Origin of the sequence: Xanthobacter sp. SG618 (genome assembly GCF_012932745.1) — a bacterium.
Classification (GTDB): Bacteria; Pseudomonadota; Alphaproteobacteria; order Rhizobiales; family Xanthobacteraceae; genus Xanthobacter; species Xanthobacter flavus.
Genome location: NZ_JABBHL010000002.1, coordinates 561,484 through 577,495, shown reverse-complemented (window position 1 = coordinate 577,495; position 16,012 = coordinate 561,484). Strand labels below are relative to the sequence as shown.

At 70.0% G+C, this 16,012-nt stretch carries 14 protein-coding genes; 5 read left to right on the top strand and 9 right to left on the bottom strand.

From position 1 onward, the window contains the following. Position 1: 1 nt before the first annotated feature. A complete protein-coding gene (locus tag FHT36_RS08115; protein WP_246702080.1) occupies positions 2 to 1,099 on the top strand; it encodes a LacI family DNA-binding transcriptional regulator in 1,098 nt (365 codons plus the stop codon). After that, the gene (locus tag FHT36_RS08110; RefSeq protein ID WP_169121977.1) at positions 1,096 to 1,902 is read left to right on the top strand and encodes an RNA methyltransferase; all 807 of its coding nucleotides are present in this window, start codon (positions 1,096 to 1,098) and stop codon (positions 1,900 to 1,902) included. Before FHT36_RS08115 ends, FHT36_RS08110 begins: the two co-directional genes overlap by 4 nt. Positions 1,903 to 1,917: 15 nt before the next feature. On the opposite strand, the gene FHT36_RS08105 is transcribed toward FHT36_RS08110, so the two are convergent. After that, positions 1,918 to 3,855: a sigma-54-dependent Fis family transcriptional regulator gene (locus FHT36_RS08105; protein ID WP_169121976.1), complete on the bottom strand. Its 1,938-nt coding sequence runs from the start codon at positions 3,853 to 3,855 to the stop codon at positions 1,918 to 1,920. A 275-nt stretch (positions 3,856 to 4,130) separates the two neighbouring features. Between FHT36_RS08105 and adh the strand changes: the two genes are divergently transcribed. After that, the gene (gene adh, locus FHT36_RS08100) at positions 4,131 to 5,651 is read left to right on the top strand and encodes an aldehyde dehydrogenase (protein ID WP_169121975.1); all 1,521 of its coding nucleotides are present in this window, start codon (positions 4,131 to 4,133) and stop codon (positions 5,649 to 5,651) included. A gap of 430 nt (positions 5,652 to 6,081) precedes the next feature. Here adh and FHT36_RS08095 read toward each other — a convergent pair whose 3' ends face one another. From FHT36_RS08095 to FHT36_RS08060, 8 genes are all read right to left on the bottom strand, one after another. Continuing rightward, positions 6,082 to 6,594, bottom strand: a complete 513-nt coding sequence (locus FHT36_RS08095) for an NADH-quinone oxidoreductase subunit B family protein (RefSeq protein WP_169121974.1) — start codon at positions 6,592 to 6,594, stop codon at positions 6,082 to 6,084. Beyond that, complete coding sequence (locus FHT36_RS08090; protein ID WP_169121973.1) at positions 6,594 to 8,096, bottom strand: nickel-dependent hydrogenase large subunit; 1,503 nt, start codon at positions 8,094 to 8,096, stop codon at positions 6,594 to 6,596. The genes FHT36_RS08095 and FHT36_RS08090 overlap by 1 nt, the downstream gene beginning before the upstream one ends. Before the next feature lie 9 nt (positions 8,097 to 8,105). Then, positions 8,106 to 9,563, bottom strand: a complete 1,458-nt coding sequence (locus FHT36_RS08085) for a hydrogenase 4 subunit F (RefSeq protein ID WP_169121972.1) — start codon at positions 9,561 to 9,563, stop codon at positions 8,106 to 8,108. Then, complete coding sequence (locus FHT36_RS08080) at positions 9,560 to 10,285, bottom strand: hydrogenase-4 component E (protein ID WP_156026286.1); 726 nt, start codon at positions 10,283 to 10,285, stop codon at positions 9,560 to 9,562. Before FHT36_RS08080 ends, FHT36_RS08085 begins: the two co-directional genes overlap by 4 nt. After that, on the bottom strand, positions 10,285 to 11,232 hold the full coding sequence (locus FHT36_RS08075) for a respiratory chain complex I subunit 1 family protein (RefSeq protein ID WP_393984103.1): 948 nt from the start codon (positions 11,230 to 11,232) through the stop codon (positions 10,285 to 10,287). Before FHT36_RS08075 ends, FHT36_RS08080 begins: the two co-directional genes overlap by 1 nt. Then, entirely contained in the window at positions 11,229 to 13,250 is a 2,022-nt protein-coding gene (hyfB, locus tag FHT36_RS08070; protein WP_169121970.1) for a hydrogenase 4 subunit B, read from the bottom strand. The genes FHT36_RS08075 and hyfB overlap by 4 nt, the downstream gene beginning before the upstream one ends. Position 13,251: 1 nt before the next feature. After that, the gene (locus tag FHT36_RS08065; RefSeq protein WP_169121969.1) at positions 13,252 to 13,515 is read right to left on the bottom strand and encodes a helix-turn-helix domain-containing protein; all 264 of its coding nucleotides are present in this window, start codon (positions 13,513 to 13,515) and stop codon (positions 13,252 to 13,254) included. A gap of 142 nt (positions 13,516 to 13,657) precedes the next feature. Beyond that, positions 13,658 to 14,254, bottom strand: coding sequence for a PadR family transcriptional regulator (locus FHT36_RS08060; protein WP_169121968.1), 597 nt, complete (start codon positions 14,252 to 14,254; stop codon positions 13,658 to 13,660). A 239-nt stretch (positions 14,255 to 14,493) separates the two neighbouring features. Here FHT36_RS08060 and FHT36_RS08055 point away from each other — a divergent pair, with 239 nt between their 5' ends. Beyond that, positions 14,494 to 15,495 (top strand): tyrosine recombinase XerC, encoded by a 1,002-nt coding sequence (locus FHT36_RS08055; protein WP_169121967.1) that lies wholly within the window; start codon positions 14,494 to 14,496, stop codon positions 15,493 to 15,495. Continuing rightward, the gene (locus FHT36_RS08050; RefSeq protein ID WP_169121966.1) at positions 15,492 to 15,926 is read left to right on the top strand and encodes a VOC family protein; all 435 of its coding nucleotides are present in this window, start codon (positions 15,492 to 15,494) and stop codon (positions 15,924 to 15,926) included. Before FHT36_RS08055 ends, FHT36_RS08050 begins: the two co-directional genes overlap by 4 nt. Positions 15,927 to 16,012 lie beyond the last annotated feature (86 nt).

Genomic DNA, 16,012 nt, shown 5'->3' with positions numbered 1-16,012 from the left:
CATGGACGAGACGATTCCTCCTCCGCCGGGTGCCGCTCACCCCGGTGCATCTCCCGCCGGTGCGCCCATCGGCAAGGTGACGCTCCAGGGCCTCGCCCGCGAACTGGGGCTGTCCACAGCCACCATCTCGCTGGCCCTGCGCGACAGCCCCATGGTCGCCGAGGCGACGCGCCTGAAGGTTCAGGAGGCGGCGCGGGCGCGCGGCTATGTGGCGAACCGTGGTGCCGCCGCGCTGCGCACGGCGCGCACCAACATCGTCGCCCTCGGCCTGCATGACATCGTGAACCCCTCCTTCACCGAGCTTCTGGCGGCGGTGGAGGATGCCCTCTCCGAGGCCGGCAAGACCGTGCTTCTGGGCGTGAGCCAGGAGGATGTGGCGCGCCAGACCCGCACGCTGGGCACGCTGGCGGAATATCGCCCCGACGCCTTCCTCGTCTCGCCGGCCGCCCATTCGCGGGTGGAGGACCTGAAGGCGCTCGCCTCCACCGGCATCGCCGTGGTGCAGGTGACGCGCGAGATCGAGGGCTCCGGCTTCGACTTCGCCGGCTCCGACGACGTGACCGGCGTGGCGCTGGGCGTGGCGCACCTGGTGGCATTGGGACACCGGCGCATCGGCATGATCGGCGGCTTCGGCGCCATCTCCACCGGCCGCAAGCGCTTCGCCGGATACAAGGCTGGCCTTGCCGCTGCCGGCATCCCGCTCGATCCGACGCTGGTAAGGGAAGGGCCGGGCCTGCGCGCGGAGGGTCGCAAGGCCATGGCCCGCCTGCTCGCGCTGGACGAGCCGCCCACCGCCGCCGTGTGCTTCAACGACCTTTCCGCCTTCGGTGCGCTGATGGAGCTGCAGGCGGCCGGGCTCACCGCCGGCCGGGATTTCTCCCTGGTCGGTTATGACGACATTGAGGAGGCGCGGGTGTGGCATCCGCCGCTGACCACGGTGCACACCTTCATTCCCGAATATGGCCGCGCCGCCGCGACGCTCGCCCTCAAGCGCATCGCCGATCCCGGACGACCGGTGGAGCGGGCGGTGATGACGCCCGAGCTGGTGGTGCGCGCCAGCACCTGCGCCCCCGTGCCGGTGAAGCGCCGGCCCCTATGATCGTTCAGGTCACCGAGGCCGACGATCCGCGTATCGCCGGTTTCCGCGCCGTGCGCGAGCGCGATCTGGTGGGGCGGCAGGGCGGCTTCATGGCCGAGGGCGAGGTGGTGCTGCGCCTCCTCGCCGGCCGGCTGGGGACACGCGGCGGCCATCGCCTCTCCTCCGTGCTGCTGTCGCAGGCGCAGGCGGAACGGCTGTCCGATCTCATCGCCGCGTTGCCCGAAGACCTGCCGGTTCATGTGGCGCCGCAGGCGGTGATGGACGCCATCGTCGGCTTTCACATCCATCGCGGCATCCTCGCACTGGGCACGGCGCGGCCGCTGCCGGAGGTGGGCGCGCTGCTCGACGGGCTGGGGCCGCGCGCGCTGGTGGTGGCGGCCCTTGGCCTCACCAATCACGACAATATGGGCGGCATCTTCCGCAACGCCGCGGCATTCGGCGCCGATGCGGTGATCCTGGATGAGGCCTCGTGCGATCCGCTCTATCGCAAGGCGATCCGCGTCTCCGTGGGGGCGAGCCTCGTGGTGCCGTTCGCGCGGGTGCCCGATGCCGGCGTGCTCATCGCGCTTCTCGCCGCGCGGGGCTTCGAGGCGGTGGCGCTTTCGCCGTCCGGGCGGGAAACGTTGTCCCGTCTCACCCGCCCGCCGCGCGTCGCCGCACTGTTCGGCACGGAGGGGCCGGGCCTTCCGGATGCGGTGATGGCGCGGGTGCGCACGGTGGCCATCCCCATGGCCGAGGGCTTCGACAGCCTCAACGTCGCCACCACCTCGGGAATCGTGCTGCACCATCTGGCCGGGGTCTAGGCCCGCCTAAGCGCCTCAATGCCCGCGCGAGGCGAGGTGGCGGTGGAGCGTGGAGCGGTGGATGCCGAGGCGGCGGGCGGCGCGGGAGATGTTGCCGTCGCATTCCTTCAGGGCGGCATCCATGGCGGCGCGGGTGACGCTGCCGAGATCGCCGGACAGGCCGGGCGCGGGATCTCCCGCCTGAGACGCCGGGAGCGATGATGCGGCGGCGGGCTGCGCAGGGCTGCGCAGATCGGTTGTCCTCACGTCGGCGGGCAGCGCCTCCGGCCCCACCGTCTCACCCGGCTCGGCGAGGGCGAGCAGCACCTTGAGCACGCCGGTGAGTTGGCGGAAATTGCCCGGCCACGTATGGCGCGCCAGCGCCTCGCGGCACGCGGGCGACAGCAGGGGCGCATCCGCCCCGGGGCCGGCCATGTCGCGCCACAGCCGCTCCACCAGCGCTTCCCGGTCGGCGAGGCTGCGCAGGGGTGGCAAAGTGACGGTGTATTGGGCGATGCGGAAATAGAGGTCGGCGCGGAAGCTGCCCTGCTCCACCAGCATCTTCAGATCGCGGTGGGAGGCGCAGACGAGGGCGAAATCCACCTTCACCGCCTTGCCGCCGCCGAGCGGCGTCACCTCCCGCTCCTGCAGCACGCGCAACAGGCGGCTCTGCAGGCCCAGCGGCATGTCGCCGATCTCGTCGAGAAACAGCACGCCGCCGTCCGCCTCGCGGAACAGGCCCTTGAAGCCGGCGCGGCGGGCGCCGGTGAAGGCGCCGTCCTCATAGCCGAACAGTTCGGATTCGATGAGCCCTTCCGGCAGCGCGGCGCAGTTCACCGCGGCGAAGGTGCGGTCCGCGCGCGGTCCGCGGGCGTGGATCTGGCGGGCGAACACCTCCTTGCCGGAGCCGGTCTCGCCCTGGATCAGCACGGGCACGCCCGCATTCATCAGCCGGATGGCGCGGCCCAGCGCCTGCTCGGTCTCCGCATCGAAGCTGGGGCCGGCGGGGGCCGGGGTGGGAGGCGGCGCGATGGCGGGCGCTGCCGCCATCCGCACGGGGGCGGGGGCCTGCCGCTCCAGCCGCAGCATGACGGCGCCGTTGGGCGTGCGGGCGCGGCGGGCATCGCCCGGGCGGCCGAGGCTGCCCTCGAACAGTTCGGAGAAGCGCCGCGCGCCCAGCGCATCCCAGCCGAGGCCGAGCAGAGAGAGGCCGGGGCGGTTGGCGGCGACGAGGCGGTGGTCCTCGAACACCAGAACACCCTCGCGCGCTGTGCCGAGGAAAGAGGGGTCGGCGTGGAAGCGCACCACGTCCCGGCCGGGGAAGGCGCCCTCGAACAGGCGATGCTCCACCTGCCCCACGGCCAGCTCCACCAGCGCCAGCGCATGATGATGCGGCACGGCGGCCGGGCCGGAGAGGTCGAGCAGGCCGACCAGCTCGCCGAAGGGATCGTGGATGGGGGCGGCGGCGCAGGTGAGGATGCCGTGCGGCTCGGCATAATGCTCGGCGCCACGCACCTCGATGCCCCGCCGCTCGATGAGCGCCGTGCCGATGGCGTTGGTGCCGCTGTCCGCCTCGCTCCAGCTCACGCCCGGCCGCAGCGCCACCTGCGCCGCGCGGTCGGCGAAATCGGCGCTGCCAACGGTGTCGAGCACGAGGCCGGTGGGATCGGTGAGGATGACGATGCCGCCCGCGGCGCTGGCGCTGAGGTGCAGCGCCTCCAGCTCCGGCCGGCAGCGGCGGCGCAGCGCCTCATACCGCTCGCGGCGGATGGACAATTCCCCCTGCGTCAGCGGCTCGGCCTTCAGCCGGCCGCCCACGGGCAGGCCGCGCTCGGCACAGCGGGTCCAGGAGCGGATGATGGGAAGGGCAAGCGCCTGCTCCGCCCCGGGCGCGCCGGAAAAGAACCGGCGGCGGGCGGTGAGCAGCTCGTCCGGTGGCGGCACCGGCGAGAGGGGCGGAAATGGCGCAGGCATGCGTCCCTCGGCTCGTTTCGCTTCCCCAACGCGACATTATACGGTGCCGACTGTCGCATTTTGCGACAGGTGTCGCGGCACCCTGTTCTTATGCGCGACAGTCTCGCACGACTATTCGTCGCGCGTAAAGTCGGGCTTCTGCGTAGGTCCGTCTGGCGCCGACAAAATCAAGATGTGACAGGATCTTCCCGCGCTGCAAATAAAGGCGTGCGGTGCAGCTTCGAGAACTGGCACGGCCGCTGCAAACCCTCTGGCACCACCCATGGGAGGGAATAATGAACAGACCAGCCTTTCTCTCGAGCGCCCACACCTCGCCCTTCAAGCCGCGCTACGGCAACTTCATCGGCGGCACCTTCGTCGAGCCGGTGAACGGCCGTTATTTCGAGAACACCTCCCCCATCACCGGCAAGGTGATCTGTGAGGTTCCCCGCTCCGACGAGCACGACATCGAGCGCGCGCTGGACGCCGCCCATGCCGCCAAGAAGGCCTGGGGTCGCACCTCCGTCGCCGACCGCGCGCTGGTGCTGCTGAAGATCGCCGACCGGCTCGAGGCCAATCTCGAACTCCTCGCCCGCGCCGAGACCTGGGACAACGGCAAACCGATCCGCGAGACGACCCTGGCGGACATCCCCCTCGCCATCGACCATTTCCGCTATTTCGCCGCCTGCGTCCGTGCCCAGGAAGGCACGCTGGGCGAGATCGATCACGACACCATCGCCTATCACTACCATGAGCCCCTCGGCGTGGTCGGCCAGATCATCCCCTGGAACTTCCCCATCCTGATGGCCGCGTGGAAGCTCGCCCCGGCGCTCGCCGCCGGCAATTGCGTGGTGCTGAAGCCGGCCGAGCAGACCCCCGCCAGTATCCTCGTGCTCGCCGAGCTCATCGCCGACCTGCTGCCCCCCGGCGTGCTCAACATCGTCAACGGCTTCGGCCTCGAGGCCGGCAAGCCGCTCGCCTCCTCGCCGCGTATCTCCAAGATCGCCTTCACCGGCGAGACCGGCACCGGCCGGCTCATCATGGGCTATGCCGCGCAGAACCTCATTCCGGTGACGTTGGAACTGGGCGGCAAGTCGCCCAACATCTTCTTCGCCGACGTGGCGGCCGAGGATGACGACTTCCTCGACAAGGCCGTGGAAGGCTTCGTCATGTTCGCCCTCAACCAGGGCGAGGTCTGCACCTGCCCCAGCCGCGCGCTGGTTCAGGAGAGCATCTTCGACAAGTTCATGGAGAAGGCGCTCGCCCGCGTCGCCGCCATCAAGCAGGGCTCGCCGCTCGATCCCTCGACCATGATCGGCGCGCAGGCTTCTTCCGAGCAGATGCACAAGATCCTGTCCTACATCGACATCGGTCGTGCGGAAGGCGCGCAGGTTCTGGCCGGTGGCGAGCGCAACATGCTCACCGGCGAGCTGGCGGATGGCTTCTACGTGAAGCCCACCGTGTTCCTCGGCAAGAACAACATGCGCATCTTCCAGGAAGAGATCTTCGGCCCGGTGGTCTCCGTCACCACCTTCAAGGACGAGGAAGAGGCGCTGCACATCGCCAACGACACCCTCTTCGGCCTCGGCGCCGGCCTGTGGACCCGCGACGGCTCGCGCGCCTACCGCGTCGGCCGCGAGATCGAGGCGGGCCGCGTGTGGACCAACTGCTACCACGCCTACCCGGCCCACGCGGCCTTCGGCGGCTACAAGCAGTCCGGCATCGGCCGCGAGACCCACAAGATGATGCTCGATCACTACCAGCAGACCAAGAACCTGCTGGTCAGCTATTCGCCCAAGAAGCTCGGCTTCTTCTGAGCGGCGATCCGACTGCCCCCTCCCGGGGCTTAACCGGGGGTGGCCGTGGCCCCGCGCGCGTTTGTTTCACCGTCCCATCGGCGCGCGCGGTGGCCTCAAAAGCGGCCATCCCCGGCTTTTCCTTTGCGTGAGTGAGTAAAGAAAAACACGGAGGGCCGACAGCCATGCGCTTCGACCGCAGACCCGTTTCCCCCGGGTCTGCGGCGTCGGTGTTTGGGGGCGCCCCGGACCAGCGACGGCGTAGCTGGAGCGCCGATCCGGGGTCCAGGAGAAAAACCGCGCAGCGGGCAATGCCTTGCCGGTGGCTGGACAGCGAAGCGCCTTCGGCAGTCCCTTGCGCTGGATTCCGGCTCTCCTTCCGCTCCGCTGCGCTCCGTTGCAGTCGGCCGGGATGCGAGGGCGCGCGCGAGACCGCAGGACGATCGGGTGCCTACCCCTTCCCCGCCTTCAGCAGCGCCAGCAGCCCCGTCAGCAGGTCCACCGGCGTCGGCGGGCAGCCGGGGATCTTGAGGTCCACCGGCACCACGGCCCCGGCGCCGTCCGTCACCGCATAGCTGCCCGCGAAGACACCGCCATTGATGGCGCAGTCGCCGGCCGCCACCACCCATTTCGGGCCGGGCGTGGCGTCATAGGTGCGCTTCAGCGCCTCGGCCATGTTCTTCGCCACCGGGCCGGTCACCAGCAGCACGTCCGCATGGCGGGGCGAGGCGACGAAGCGGATGCCGAAGCGGTCGAGATCGTAGAAGGCGTTGCCCAGCGCGTGGATTTCCAGTTCGCAGCCGTTGCACGAGCCCGCATCCACCTCGCGGATGGAGAGGCTACGGCCGAGCCGCGCGCGGGCGGCGGCGTCCAGCTCGCGCGCCAGCGCTTCTACCGCCGCGTCGTCCGGGGCGGCCTCGGTGAGGGGGGCCTTGAGGAGGCCCTGGAGCAGGAGCTTCCGCATCAGAGATCTACTCCCGAATAGGAGCAGTTGAAGGATTTGTTGCAGAGGGGGAAGTCGGCGACGATGTTGCCCTCGATGGCCGTTTCCAAGAGCGGCCACTGGAACCAGGAGGGATCGCGCAGATGCGCCCGTCGCACGCGCCCGTCGCCCTCCAGCGCCACGAAGGCGAAGACATCGCCCCGGAAGCTCTCCACCAGCGCCACGCCCTCGCCGCCACCCGCCGGCACAGGCACGATGATGTCGCCCTTGGGCAGTGTGTCGAGGAGGCGGATGATGAGGCCGAGGCTTTCCTCCACTTCGCGGATGCGCACCCACACGCGGGCGTTCACGTCCCCATCCGTGCGCACGGGCATCTCGAACGGCAGGCGGTCATAGGGCGGATAGGGCAAGGCGCGGCGGGCGTCGAAGCCGCGGCCCGAGGCGCGGCCGACGAAGCCGCCAGTGCCGAAGGTGCGCACATAGTCCGGCTTGGTGAAGCCGGTGCCCACGGTACGGTCCTGCAGCGAGGCGGTCTCGTCATAGAGCCGGACGAGGGCAGGGAAGGCGCGGCGCACCTCGGCCACCATCGCCTTCACGCCTGCGATCGCCTCCGCCGGTATGTCCTGCGCGACGCCGCCGGGCACCACGCGGTCCATCATCAGCCGGTGGCCGAAGGCACGGGCGGAGGCGCGCAGCACGCGCTCGCGCAGCACGCCGCAATGGGCCAGCATGATGGCGAACGCAGCATCGTTGCAGATGGCGCCGATGTCGCCGAGATGGTTGGCGAGGCGCTCCAGCTCCGCCATCAGACCGCGCAAGGCATGGGCGCGCTCCGGCACGGCGACCCCGCGGGCGGCTTCCACGGCGCGGCAGAAGGCGAGCGCATAGGCCACCGTGGCATCGCCCGAATGGCGCCCGGCGATGCGGGCGGCTTCCTCCGGCGTGCGGCCGGCCATCAGGCCTTCCGTGCCCTTGTGGACATAGCCGAGGCGCTCCTCCAGCCGCACCACCGTCTCGCCATAGGCGGAGAAGCGGAAATGGCCGGGCTCGATGATGCCGGCATGGACCGGGCCGACCGGGATCTGGTGCAGCCCCTCGCCCTCAACCGGCAGCACGGGATAGGCCTCGCCCGCGCCCGCATCGGGGGTGGCGGCGCCGAGCGGCGCGCGCACGCCCCAGCGGGCATGATCCAGCCACGGGCGCAGATCGGGCGCGCCCACGGGCGTCAGGCCAAAGAGATCGCGGATGGTCCGCTCCAGCCGCGCGGCGGGCGGATGGTGGCGTGCCACCGAGGGAAAGGCGCCGGTGGGGCAGGGGAGGCTGGCGAGGGCGAGGCGGCCGGTTTCCTCCTCCAGCAGCGCCATGTGGACGGCACCGCTATCCCCGAACAGAGCGGAGAGGGTGAGCCGGCCAGCGGCCAGCTCCGCGCAGAGGCCGTTCCATTCGGCCTCGTTCACGCTCACGCGCGGCCAGGGGCGGCAGGTGGAGCCGTTGCGGGCGAAGAGATCGGAGAGGTTGACCATGCCGCCCTCCTAGCCCAGCACCGCGGCCACGTGGCGGAACCACGCGACCAGTTCCGGCGGCAGATAAAGCCCGGCGGCGAAGACCAGAGCGAGGTGCACGCCCATGGGCACATAGCTCGCCTTCACCGGATCGGTGCCCGGGCTCGGCTCGCCGAAGGCGATGGCGGAGAGCTTCACCATCAGCGCCCCGAAGGCGATCAGCAGCCCCAGGACGAGGATCAGCGCCAGCCACGGCCGCGCGGCGAAGGCGCTCGTCACCACCAGAAACTCGCTCATGAACACGCCGGCCGGCGGCAGGCCGGCAATGGCCACGACGCCGGCCACCAGGCTCCAGCCGAGCAGCGGGTGGGAGGTGGTGAGCCCGCGGATCTTCGCCAGCTCCTGCGTGCCCTTCACCTGACAGGCATGGCCCACGGCGAAGAAGATGGCGGACTTGGTGAGGCTGTGCATGGTCATGTGCAGCAGCCCGGCGAAATTCGCCAGCGGCCCGCCGAGCCCGAAGGCGAAGGCGATGATGCCCATGTGCTCGATGGAGGAATAGGCGAACAGGCGTTTGATGTCGCGCCGCCGGTACAGCATGAAGCCGGCCAGCAGCAGGGAGCCGAGGCCCATGGCCATCATCAGCGGCCCCGGCGCCAGCGTGCCGGGATGGGCGGCGAGCAGCGACTTGAAGCGCAGCACCGCGAACAGCGCCACGTTGAGCAGCAGGCCCGACAGCACCGCCGAGATGGGGGTGGGACCTTCGGAATGCGCATCCGGTAGCCAGGCATGGAGCGGCGCGAGGCCCACCTTGGTGCCGTAGCCGAGCAGCAGGAAGACGAAGGCGACGTTGAGCAAAGCGGGGTCGAATTCGCGGGCGTGCTTCATCAGCACGCTCCAGATCATCCCGTCCGTGCCTTCGCCCACCACGGGCTGCGCCACCATGTAGACGAGGATGGTGCCGAACAGGGCAAGCGCGATGCCCACCGAGCCGAGCATGAAGTATTTCCACGCCGCCTCGATGGCCGCCTCGGTGCGGTAGAGGCCGACCATGAGCACGGTGGTGAGCGTCGCCACCTCGATGGCCACCCACATGACGCCGAGATTGTTGGAGAGCAGCGCCAGCGTCATGGCGCCGAGCAGCACCTGATACATGGCGTGGTAGAAGCGCAGGTTGAGCGGCGTCAGCCGCCCGGTCTCCAGTTCGTGGGCGATGTATCCCGCGCTGAACCAGGCGGTGGTGAAGGCCACGAAGGTGTTCAGCACCACGAAGACGATGTTGAGATCGTCGACGATGAGGAACGGCCCCTGAATCCGCGGCGCGCCGAGCAGCAGCAGCGCCAGCGCGAAGGTGAGGCCGCAGGCGGCGACATTGAGGAATGCCCCCACCCGATAGGAGGGCACCAGCGCCAGCAGCACCGCGCTTGCGGCCGGCACGGCCACCAGCAGGGGGGCGGGATCTACGAGGAGACCGGACAGAAGGTTCATGCGCGCCCTCCCCGGAAGCGGTCGAGGGCGTCCACGTCCACGGTGTCGAACCGTTCGCGGATGCGGAACAGGAAGATGCCGATGACGATGAGGGCGATGAGCACCGAGAAGGCGACGGAAATCTCCACCACCAGCGGCATCCCCTTGGCACCAGTGGCGGCGAGGATGAGGCCGTTCTCCAGCGACATGAAGCCGATGACCTGACTGACGGCATTGCGCCGCGTCACCATCATCAGAAGGCCGAGCAGCACCACGGAGAGGGCGAAGGCGAGGTCTTCCCGCGCCAGCGCATCCGCCGCGCCGCCCACCGCGGCGGTGGCCTTCAGCATGACGACGAGGGAGAGCGCCACGAGAGCGATGCCGGCGAGCATGGTGGGGCCGATGGAGACCACCGTCTCCACCTGCCGGTGGATGCCGAGGCGGGCCACCATCCGCGCCAGCGCCAGCGGGATCACCACCGCCTTGAACACGAGGGCGATGGCGGCGGTGACATAGAGGTGCGGCGCATCCTGCGCCAGCGCCTGCCAGCCCACGGAGAGGGACAGCACCACCGCTTGAAGCGCGAAGACTTTCAAAAGCGCATAGAGCCGGTCCTGATAGAGCATCAGGAAGCTGATGAGCACCAGCGCGCCGGCGAACAGATGGGCCACGTCGAACACGAGGCTCGCCGAGAGGGCGGCGTCCAGCGGCGTTCCGTGCGCGATTTCCAGCGTGCGGTCCATCACAGGATCCTCGACACGAAGAGGAGCAGGGTTCCGAGCAGCCCCAGCATCAGCGCGGCGCCCAAGAAGTCCGGCACGCGGAACACCCGCATCTTGGCAATCGACGTCTCGAACACCGCGAGCAGCACCGCGCCCGCCGCGAGCTTCGCGCCATAGCTCGCCATGCCCAGCAGCACCGCGCCGGCTCCGGCGCCGGCCGGCGCCAGCCCCCACGGCAGGAACACGCAGGCGACGAGGGAGATGAAGAGCAGCAGCTTCAGCTGCGCGGCCAGTTCGATGAGCGCGAGGTGGCGGCCGGAATATTCCAGAACCATGGCCTCATGGACCATGGTCAGCTCCAGATGGGTGGCGGGATTGTCCACCGGGATGCGCCCGTTCTCCGCCACCGCGACGATGGCGAGCGCCACCAGCGCCAGCGCCAGCGACACGCGCAGGCCGACGCCCGCGACCATCACCGAGGCGATGGTGGAGAGCTGGGTGGAATGGGCGACGAGGGCGAGGGAGAAGACGATCATGATCATCGCCGGCTCGGCGAGGGAGGAGATCATCACCTCCCGGCTCGATCCGATGCCGCCGAAGCTGGTGCCCACATCCATGCCCGCCAGCGCGAGGAAGAAGCGGGCCGAGCCGAGCAGCGCGGTGATGACGATGAGGTCCGCCGACCAGGAGAAGATGAGCCCGGTGCCGAAGGTGGGCACCAGCGCCGCCGCCACCCACGTCGCCGCGAAGAGAAGGTAGGGCACGGCGCGGAACAGCCAGGAGGCGTTGTGGGCCAGCACCGCCTCCTTGTTCAGGAGCCGCGCGAGGTCGCGATAGGGCTGGAACACGGAGGCGCCGCGCCGCCGGGTGAGGCGCGCCTTCACCTTGCGCACGAGGCCGGTGAGCAGCGGCGCCAGCGCCAGCACCAGCAGCATCTGGGTGCCCTGCACCAGAAGGTTCGCCATCATGTCCATAGCGCCAGCACCAGCAGCAGGAGGACGAGGGCGCCGAAGACCAGCGCCAGATATTGGCGGATGGTGAGATATTGCAGGCGGTTGGCCCGCGTCGCGATGCGCTCCACCAGCCCGGCCAGCGGCAGGAACAGGAAGGCCCAGGCGGGATCGCGCGCGGTGATCTCGATGCGCGCCGGGGCGAGGGAGCCGGGCGGCGGCATCTCCACCCGTTCGCGCGCGGCGAACAGGGTGCGGGCGAACACCCGGCGGATGGGCTGGGCGAAGGAGCCGGCGGAATATTGCGTCACCGGATCGGCATTGGGAAAGCCGCAGTCCCACGGCGGCGCGCGGCGCACCGCGCCGGTGGCGAGCCGGTGGATGATGAAGGCGGTGAGCAGCGCCGAGGAAGCGATGAAGAGGAAGACGAGGAGGCCGTTATAGGACGAGCGGCTTTCCGCGACGGGCACGATGGAGAGCCACGCCACCTCGCTCTGCGCCGGCATCCTCACCCCGACCAGCGCCGTCACCGCCGGCTGCAGCGCATCGATGACGAGGCCGGGGAACAGGCCGGCGGCGACGCAGATGCCGGCAAGGGCGAGCATGGCGGCGCGGGAGAAGGCGTCCACCTCATGGGCGTTGGCCGCCTGCTCGCTGCGTGCGCGGCCGAGGAAGACGATGCCGTAGAGCCGCACGAAGCACGCCGCCGCCAGCGCCGCGGCCAGTGCCAGCAGGGCACCCGCCGCGGGCACCGAAAGCTTCAGCCCCCAGGCCGGCAGCTCGGGGCTGAGCAGGATGGCCTGGAACACCAGCCATTCGGAGGCGAAGCCGTTGAGCGGCGGCAAAGCCGAGATGGCGGCGGCGCCGATGAGCATGGCGACCGAGGTGACGGGCATGCGGTGGATGAGCCCGCCGAGGCGGTCCATCACCCGCGATCCCGTGGCGGTGAGCACGGCGCCGGCGCCGAAGAAGAGCAGGCTCTTCATGGCCGCGTGGTTGAACACGTGGAACAAAGCCGCGGTGAAGGCCAGCGCCGCCGCGCTGCCGAAGCCCGAGGCCTTGAAGGCGAGGGCGAGGCCGAGGCCGACGAAGATGAGGCCGATATTCTCGATGGTGGAGAAGGCCAGCACGCGCTTGGTGTCGCTCTGCAGCAGCGCCTGCAGCACGCCGACGACGCCGGCAATGGCGCCCGCGACGATCACCGGAATGCCCCACCACCAGTCCGGCGGGCCGGCGAGATCGAACACGATGCGGATGAAGCCGTAGACGGCCACCTTCGTCATCACCCCGCTCATGAGCGCGGAGACATGGCTCGGCGCGGCGGGGTGGGCGAGCGGCAGCCACACATGGAGCGGCACGAGGCCGGCCTTCGATCCCGCGCCGAGCATGGCGAGCGCCAGCACCACCGCTCCCGCCCAGCCGGTGGGTGGCGCGGCGCGCATGGCCTCAAAGGTGAAGCCCCCGCCGCTCCCCGCCAGAAGGCCGAAGGCCAGCATCAGCGCCAGCGTGCCGAACGAGGCCATGAGGATATAGACGAGGCCCGCCTGCACATTGCCGGCCTCCTTGTCGTGGGAGACCACCAGCGCCCAGGAGGCCAGCGACATGAATTCCCATGCGAGGAGGAAGGTGTAGGCATCAGCCGCCAGCGGCACGAGGCTCATGCCGGCGAGGAAGGCCGGGAAGAAGGGCAGCACCCGCTCGGGCGCATGGTCGTGCCGGCCGTAGCCGAGGCCGTAGAGGCTCGCCGCCGCGCCGCCGAGATTGACCACGAACAGGAAGACGGCGGAGAGCGCGTCGAGCCTGAGATTGGCGCCGATCCACGGAATGCCCAGAGGCAGCACGAGGCCCCCCGTGGGGCCCGGGATGGCGGTGAGGGCGGAAACGGCGGCAAGAAGCGTCACCGCCAGCGCGCCGCCATAGACCACGGGGCGCCCGTAAGGTCCGCGCGCCAGCGCTGCGCCGGCCACCGCCAGCAGCAGCAGGGCGGCCACCGCCGCGAGCGCGACCAGAAGCTGGAATGTGGGAGCGAGGGTCATCTCACTCCCCCGTCACGCGCGGCGCCTTGAGGCGCACACCGCGCCCGCCGCCGTCGCTCATCACACCTTCGCCGATGAGATCGACGCCGGCGGCATCGAGCGCGCCCACCAGCTTCATCAGCGAATCCACGTTGCCGCGGATCACGCCGTCGCTGGCTTCCATGCGCTGGATGGTGGGGAGCGAGAGGCCGCACAGGCCGGCAAGGGCGCGCTGGTCGAGGCCGAGAATGGCGCGGGCGGCACGGAGCTGGGCAGCAGTAATCATGATCGCCAACGGCAGGCGTGAAGCGTGATTTATGCTGCTTACACCCGGTCTATTAAGCGATCAAGCATTATTAGTGATGTTTAAAACATCACATCGTCGCGAGGGCGGGCGCTGGGGTCGGCGCCCGCCCTTGCCGCGCGGCTCACGCCTCGCGGATGTCGTTGGCAACCCGCGCGAGGATCTCGACGATCCGCGTTTCGGCGCCGCGATTCTGCTCCAGCTTCTCGCGGGAGACGTCGCGCAGGTTCTCCAGCGCGGCTTCCACCAGGCGGGGCAGCTCGGCGCCGTGGCTCGGGCCGTTCTCGCTCCAGCCCATCCACTTCTTCACGCGGCCCATCTTGAGGCCGATCTCGGACAGCCGGCCGATGATGGCGTCGGCGAAGTCGCGGTTCTCGGCGAGATAGGCGCGGCCTTCCTCGGTGATGGCGTAGCGCTTCTTGGAGCCGTCCGCCTCGGCGGTCACGTAGCCCGCCTCTTCCAGGAAGGTGAGGGTGGGATAGACCACGCCCGGGCTCGGCGAATACCAGCCGGCGGTCTTCTCCTCGATCAGCTTGATGATCTCGTAGCCGTGGCGCGGCTGCTCGGCGATGAGCGACAGGGCCAGAAGCTTGAGGTCGCCCTGGGCCAGCATGCGGCCGATGCGGAACATGTCGCCGCCGCCGCGCCCGCCGCGTCCGCCACCACCGCGATGGCCACCGAACTCGCCATGGCCGCGGCCGGCGAACTCATGCTCTGCCATCTCGCGGCCGCCAAACTCACCGCCCATTTCGCCGCCAAAGCCGCGGCCACGGCGGGCATCCCGCCAGTCTCGTCTGCATCCGAACATTCGGAAGTCTCCTTAGATATGTCGTTAGATATAGCGACGATGGTTATATCGTTCGATATATCTATCTCGCAAGAGGGCTCTCCGAGAATTCCGTTCAGGCTTTCTGAAGGCCCGTGCTTGCAGGATCGGCCGGATCGCCGGAGTGTTCCCGTATGGCCATGACCGACCAGGACAGAGCCGCCCGCGCGGCCCACGGCCTCGCCGCTGCCGCCGCGCCCGATGTGGCGGCAGCCGTCGAGGGCTGGCTGGCGCGGCTCGCCCATGAGCGCCGCCTCTCGCCCAAGACGCTGGAGGCCTATGCGCGCGATCTCTCCGTTGTGCTGCTTCGGCTCACCGACCATCTCGGCAAGCGCCCGACGCTTTCCGACCTCGCCGCTCTGACACCAGCGGATGTGCGCGCCGTGCTCGCCTCCCGCCGGGCCGAGGGCGTGGCGCCCCGCACGCTGGTGCGCCTGCTCGCCGCCGCCCGGTCCTTCGGCCGGCATCTGGAGCGGGAAGGGCAGGGCAAGGTGGGGGCGCTCACGGCGGTGCGCGCGCCGAAGGTGCCGAAGGGCCTGCCCAAGCCCGTCTCCGTCGCCGCCGCCCGTGCGCTGGCCGATCCCGATACCCGGGCAGGCGAGGCGCGGGAGGCTTGGGTGCTGGCACGCGACGCGGCGGTCATCGGCCTGCTCTACGGAGCGGGCTTGCGCATCTCTGAAGCGCTGGGCCTGACGGCCGGGATGCTGTCGCCCGGCACGACGCAGATCACGGTAACGGGGAAGGGCAACAAGACGCGCATGGTGCCGCTGATTGCCCCGGTCCTCGCGGCGGTCGAGACCTATCGCGGCCTCTGTCCTTATCCTCTGGCGCCGGACAAGCCGCTGTTCCGCGGGGCCAAGGGCGGGCCGCTCTCGCCGCGCATCGTGCAATTGGCGGTGGAGCGGATGCGCGGCGCGTTGGGCCTTCCCGACAGCGCGACACCCCACGCTTTGCGCCATTCCTTCGCCACCCATCTCCTGTCGCGCGGCGGCGATCTGCGCGCGATTCAGGAACTGCTCGGTCACGCCTCCCTCTCCACCACGCAGATCTATACGCAGGTGGATGCCGCCGCCCTCATGAATGCCTGGCGCGCCGCCCATCCGAGGGCGCGCGCGTCATCAGGAGCCAAGGCATGACGTTCACGCCCATCCGCCCCGTCATCGAGCATCTGTCCGTCACCACGGTGGACCTTCCCCGGGCGGTACGCTTCTACGACGCGGTGCTGGCGCCCCTCGGTCTGGTGCGGGTGGCGGATTATGACGAGCCGGAGGGCGCCTCCGCCTGTTGGGGGCCGCCGGGCACATTGCCGGCGCCCGAAGGCGTGCCGGGCGCGGCGCCCTTCTGGGTGCAGTTGCGCGACGGGCCGGTGAGCCCGCCACCGGGCACCCACATCGCCTTCTGCGCGGCGGACCGGGCGGCGGTGGAGGCCTTCCATGCGGCAGGTCTCGCCACCGGTGGGACGGACTACGGCGCGCCAGGGCTGCGGCCCCAGTATGGCCCCGGCTATTACGCCTCGTTCCTCATGGACCTGGACGGCTGGCGCATCGAGGCCGTGACCTACGTTTAGAAGCGGCAAAGCCATTTGCCGGCTGTGGGCCGGCGGCGGTCTGCCCTTTCAATGCTGGTAAACGCTCCGTTATCCTTCGCAAGTGA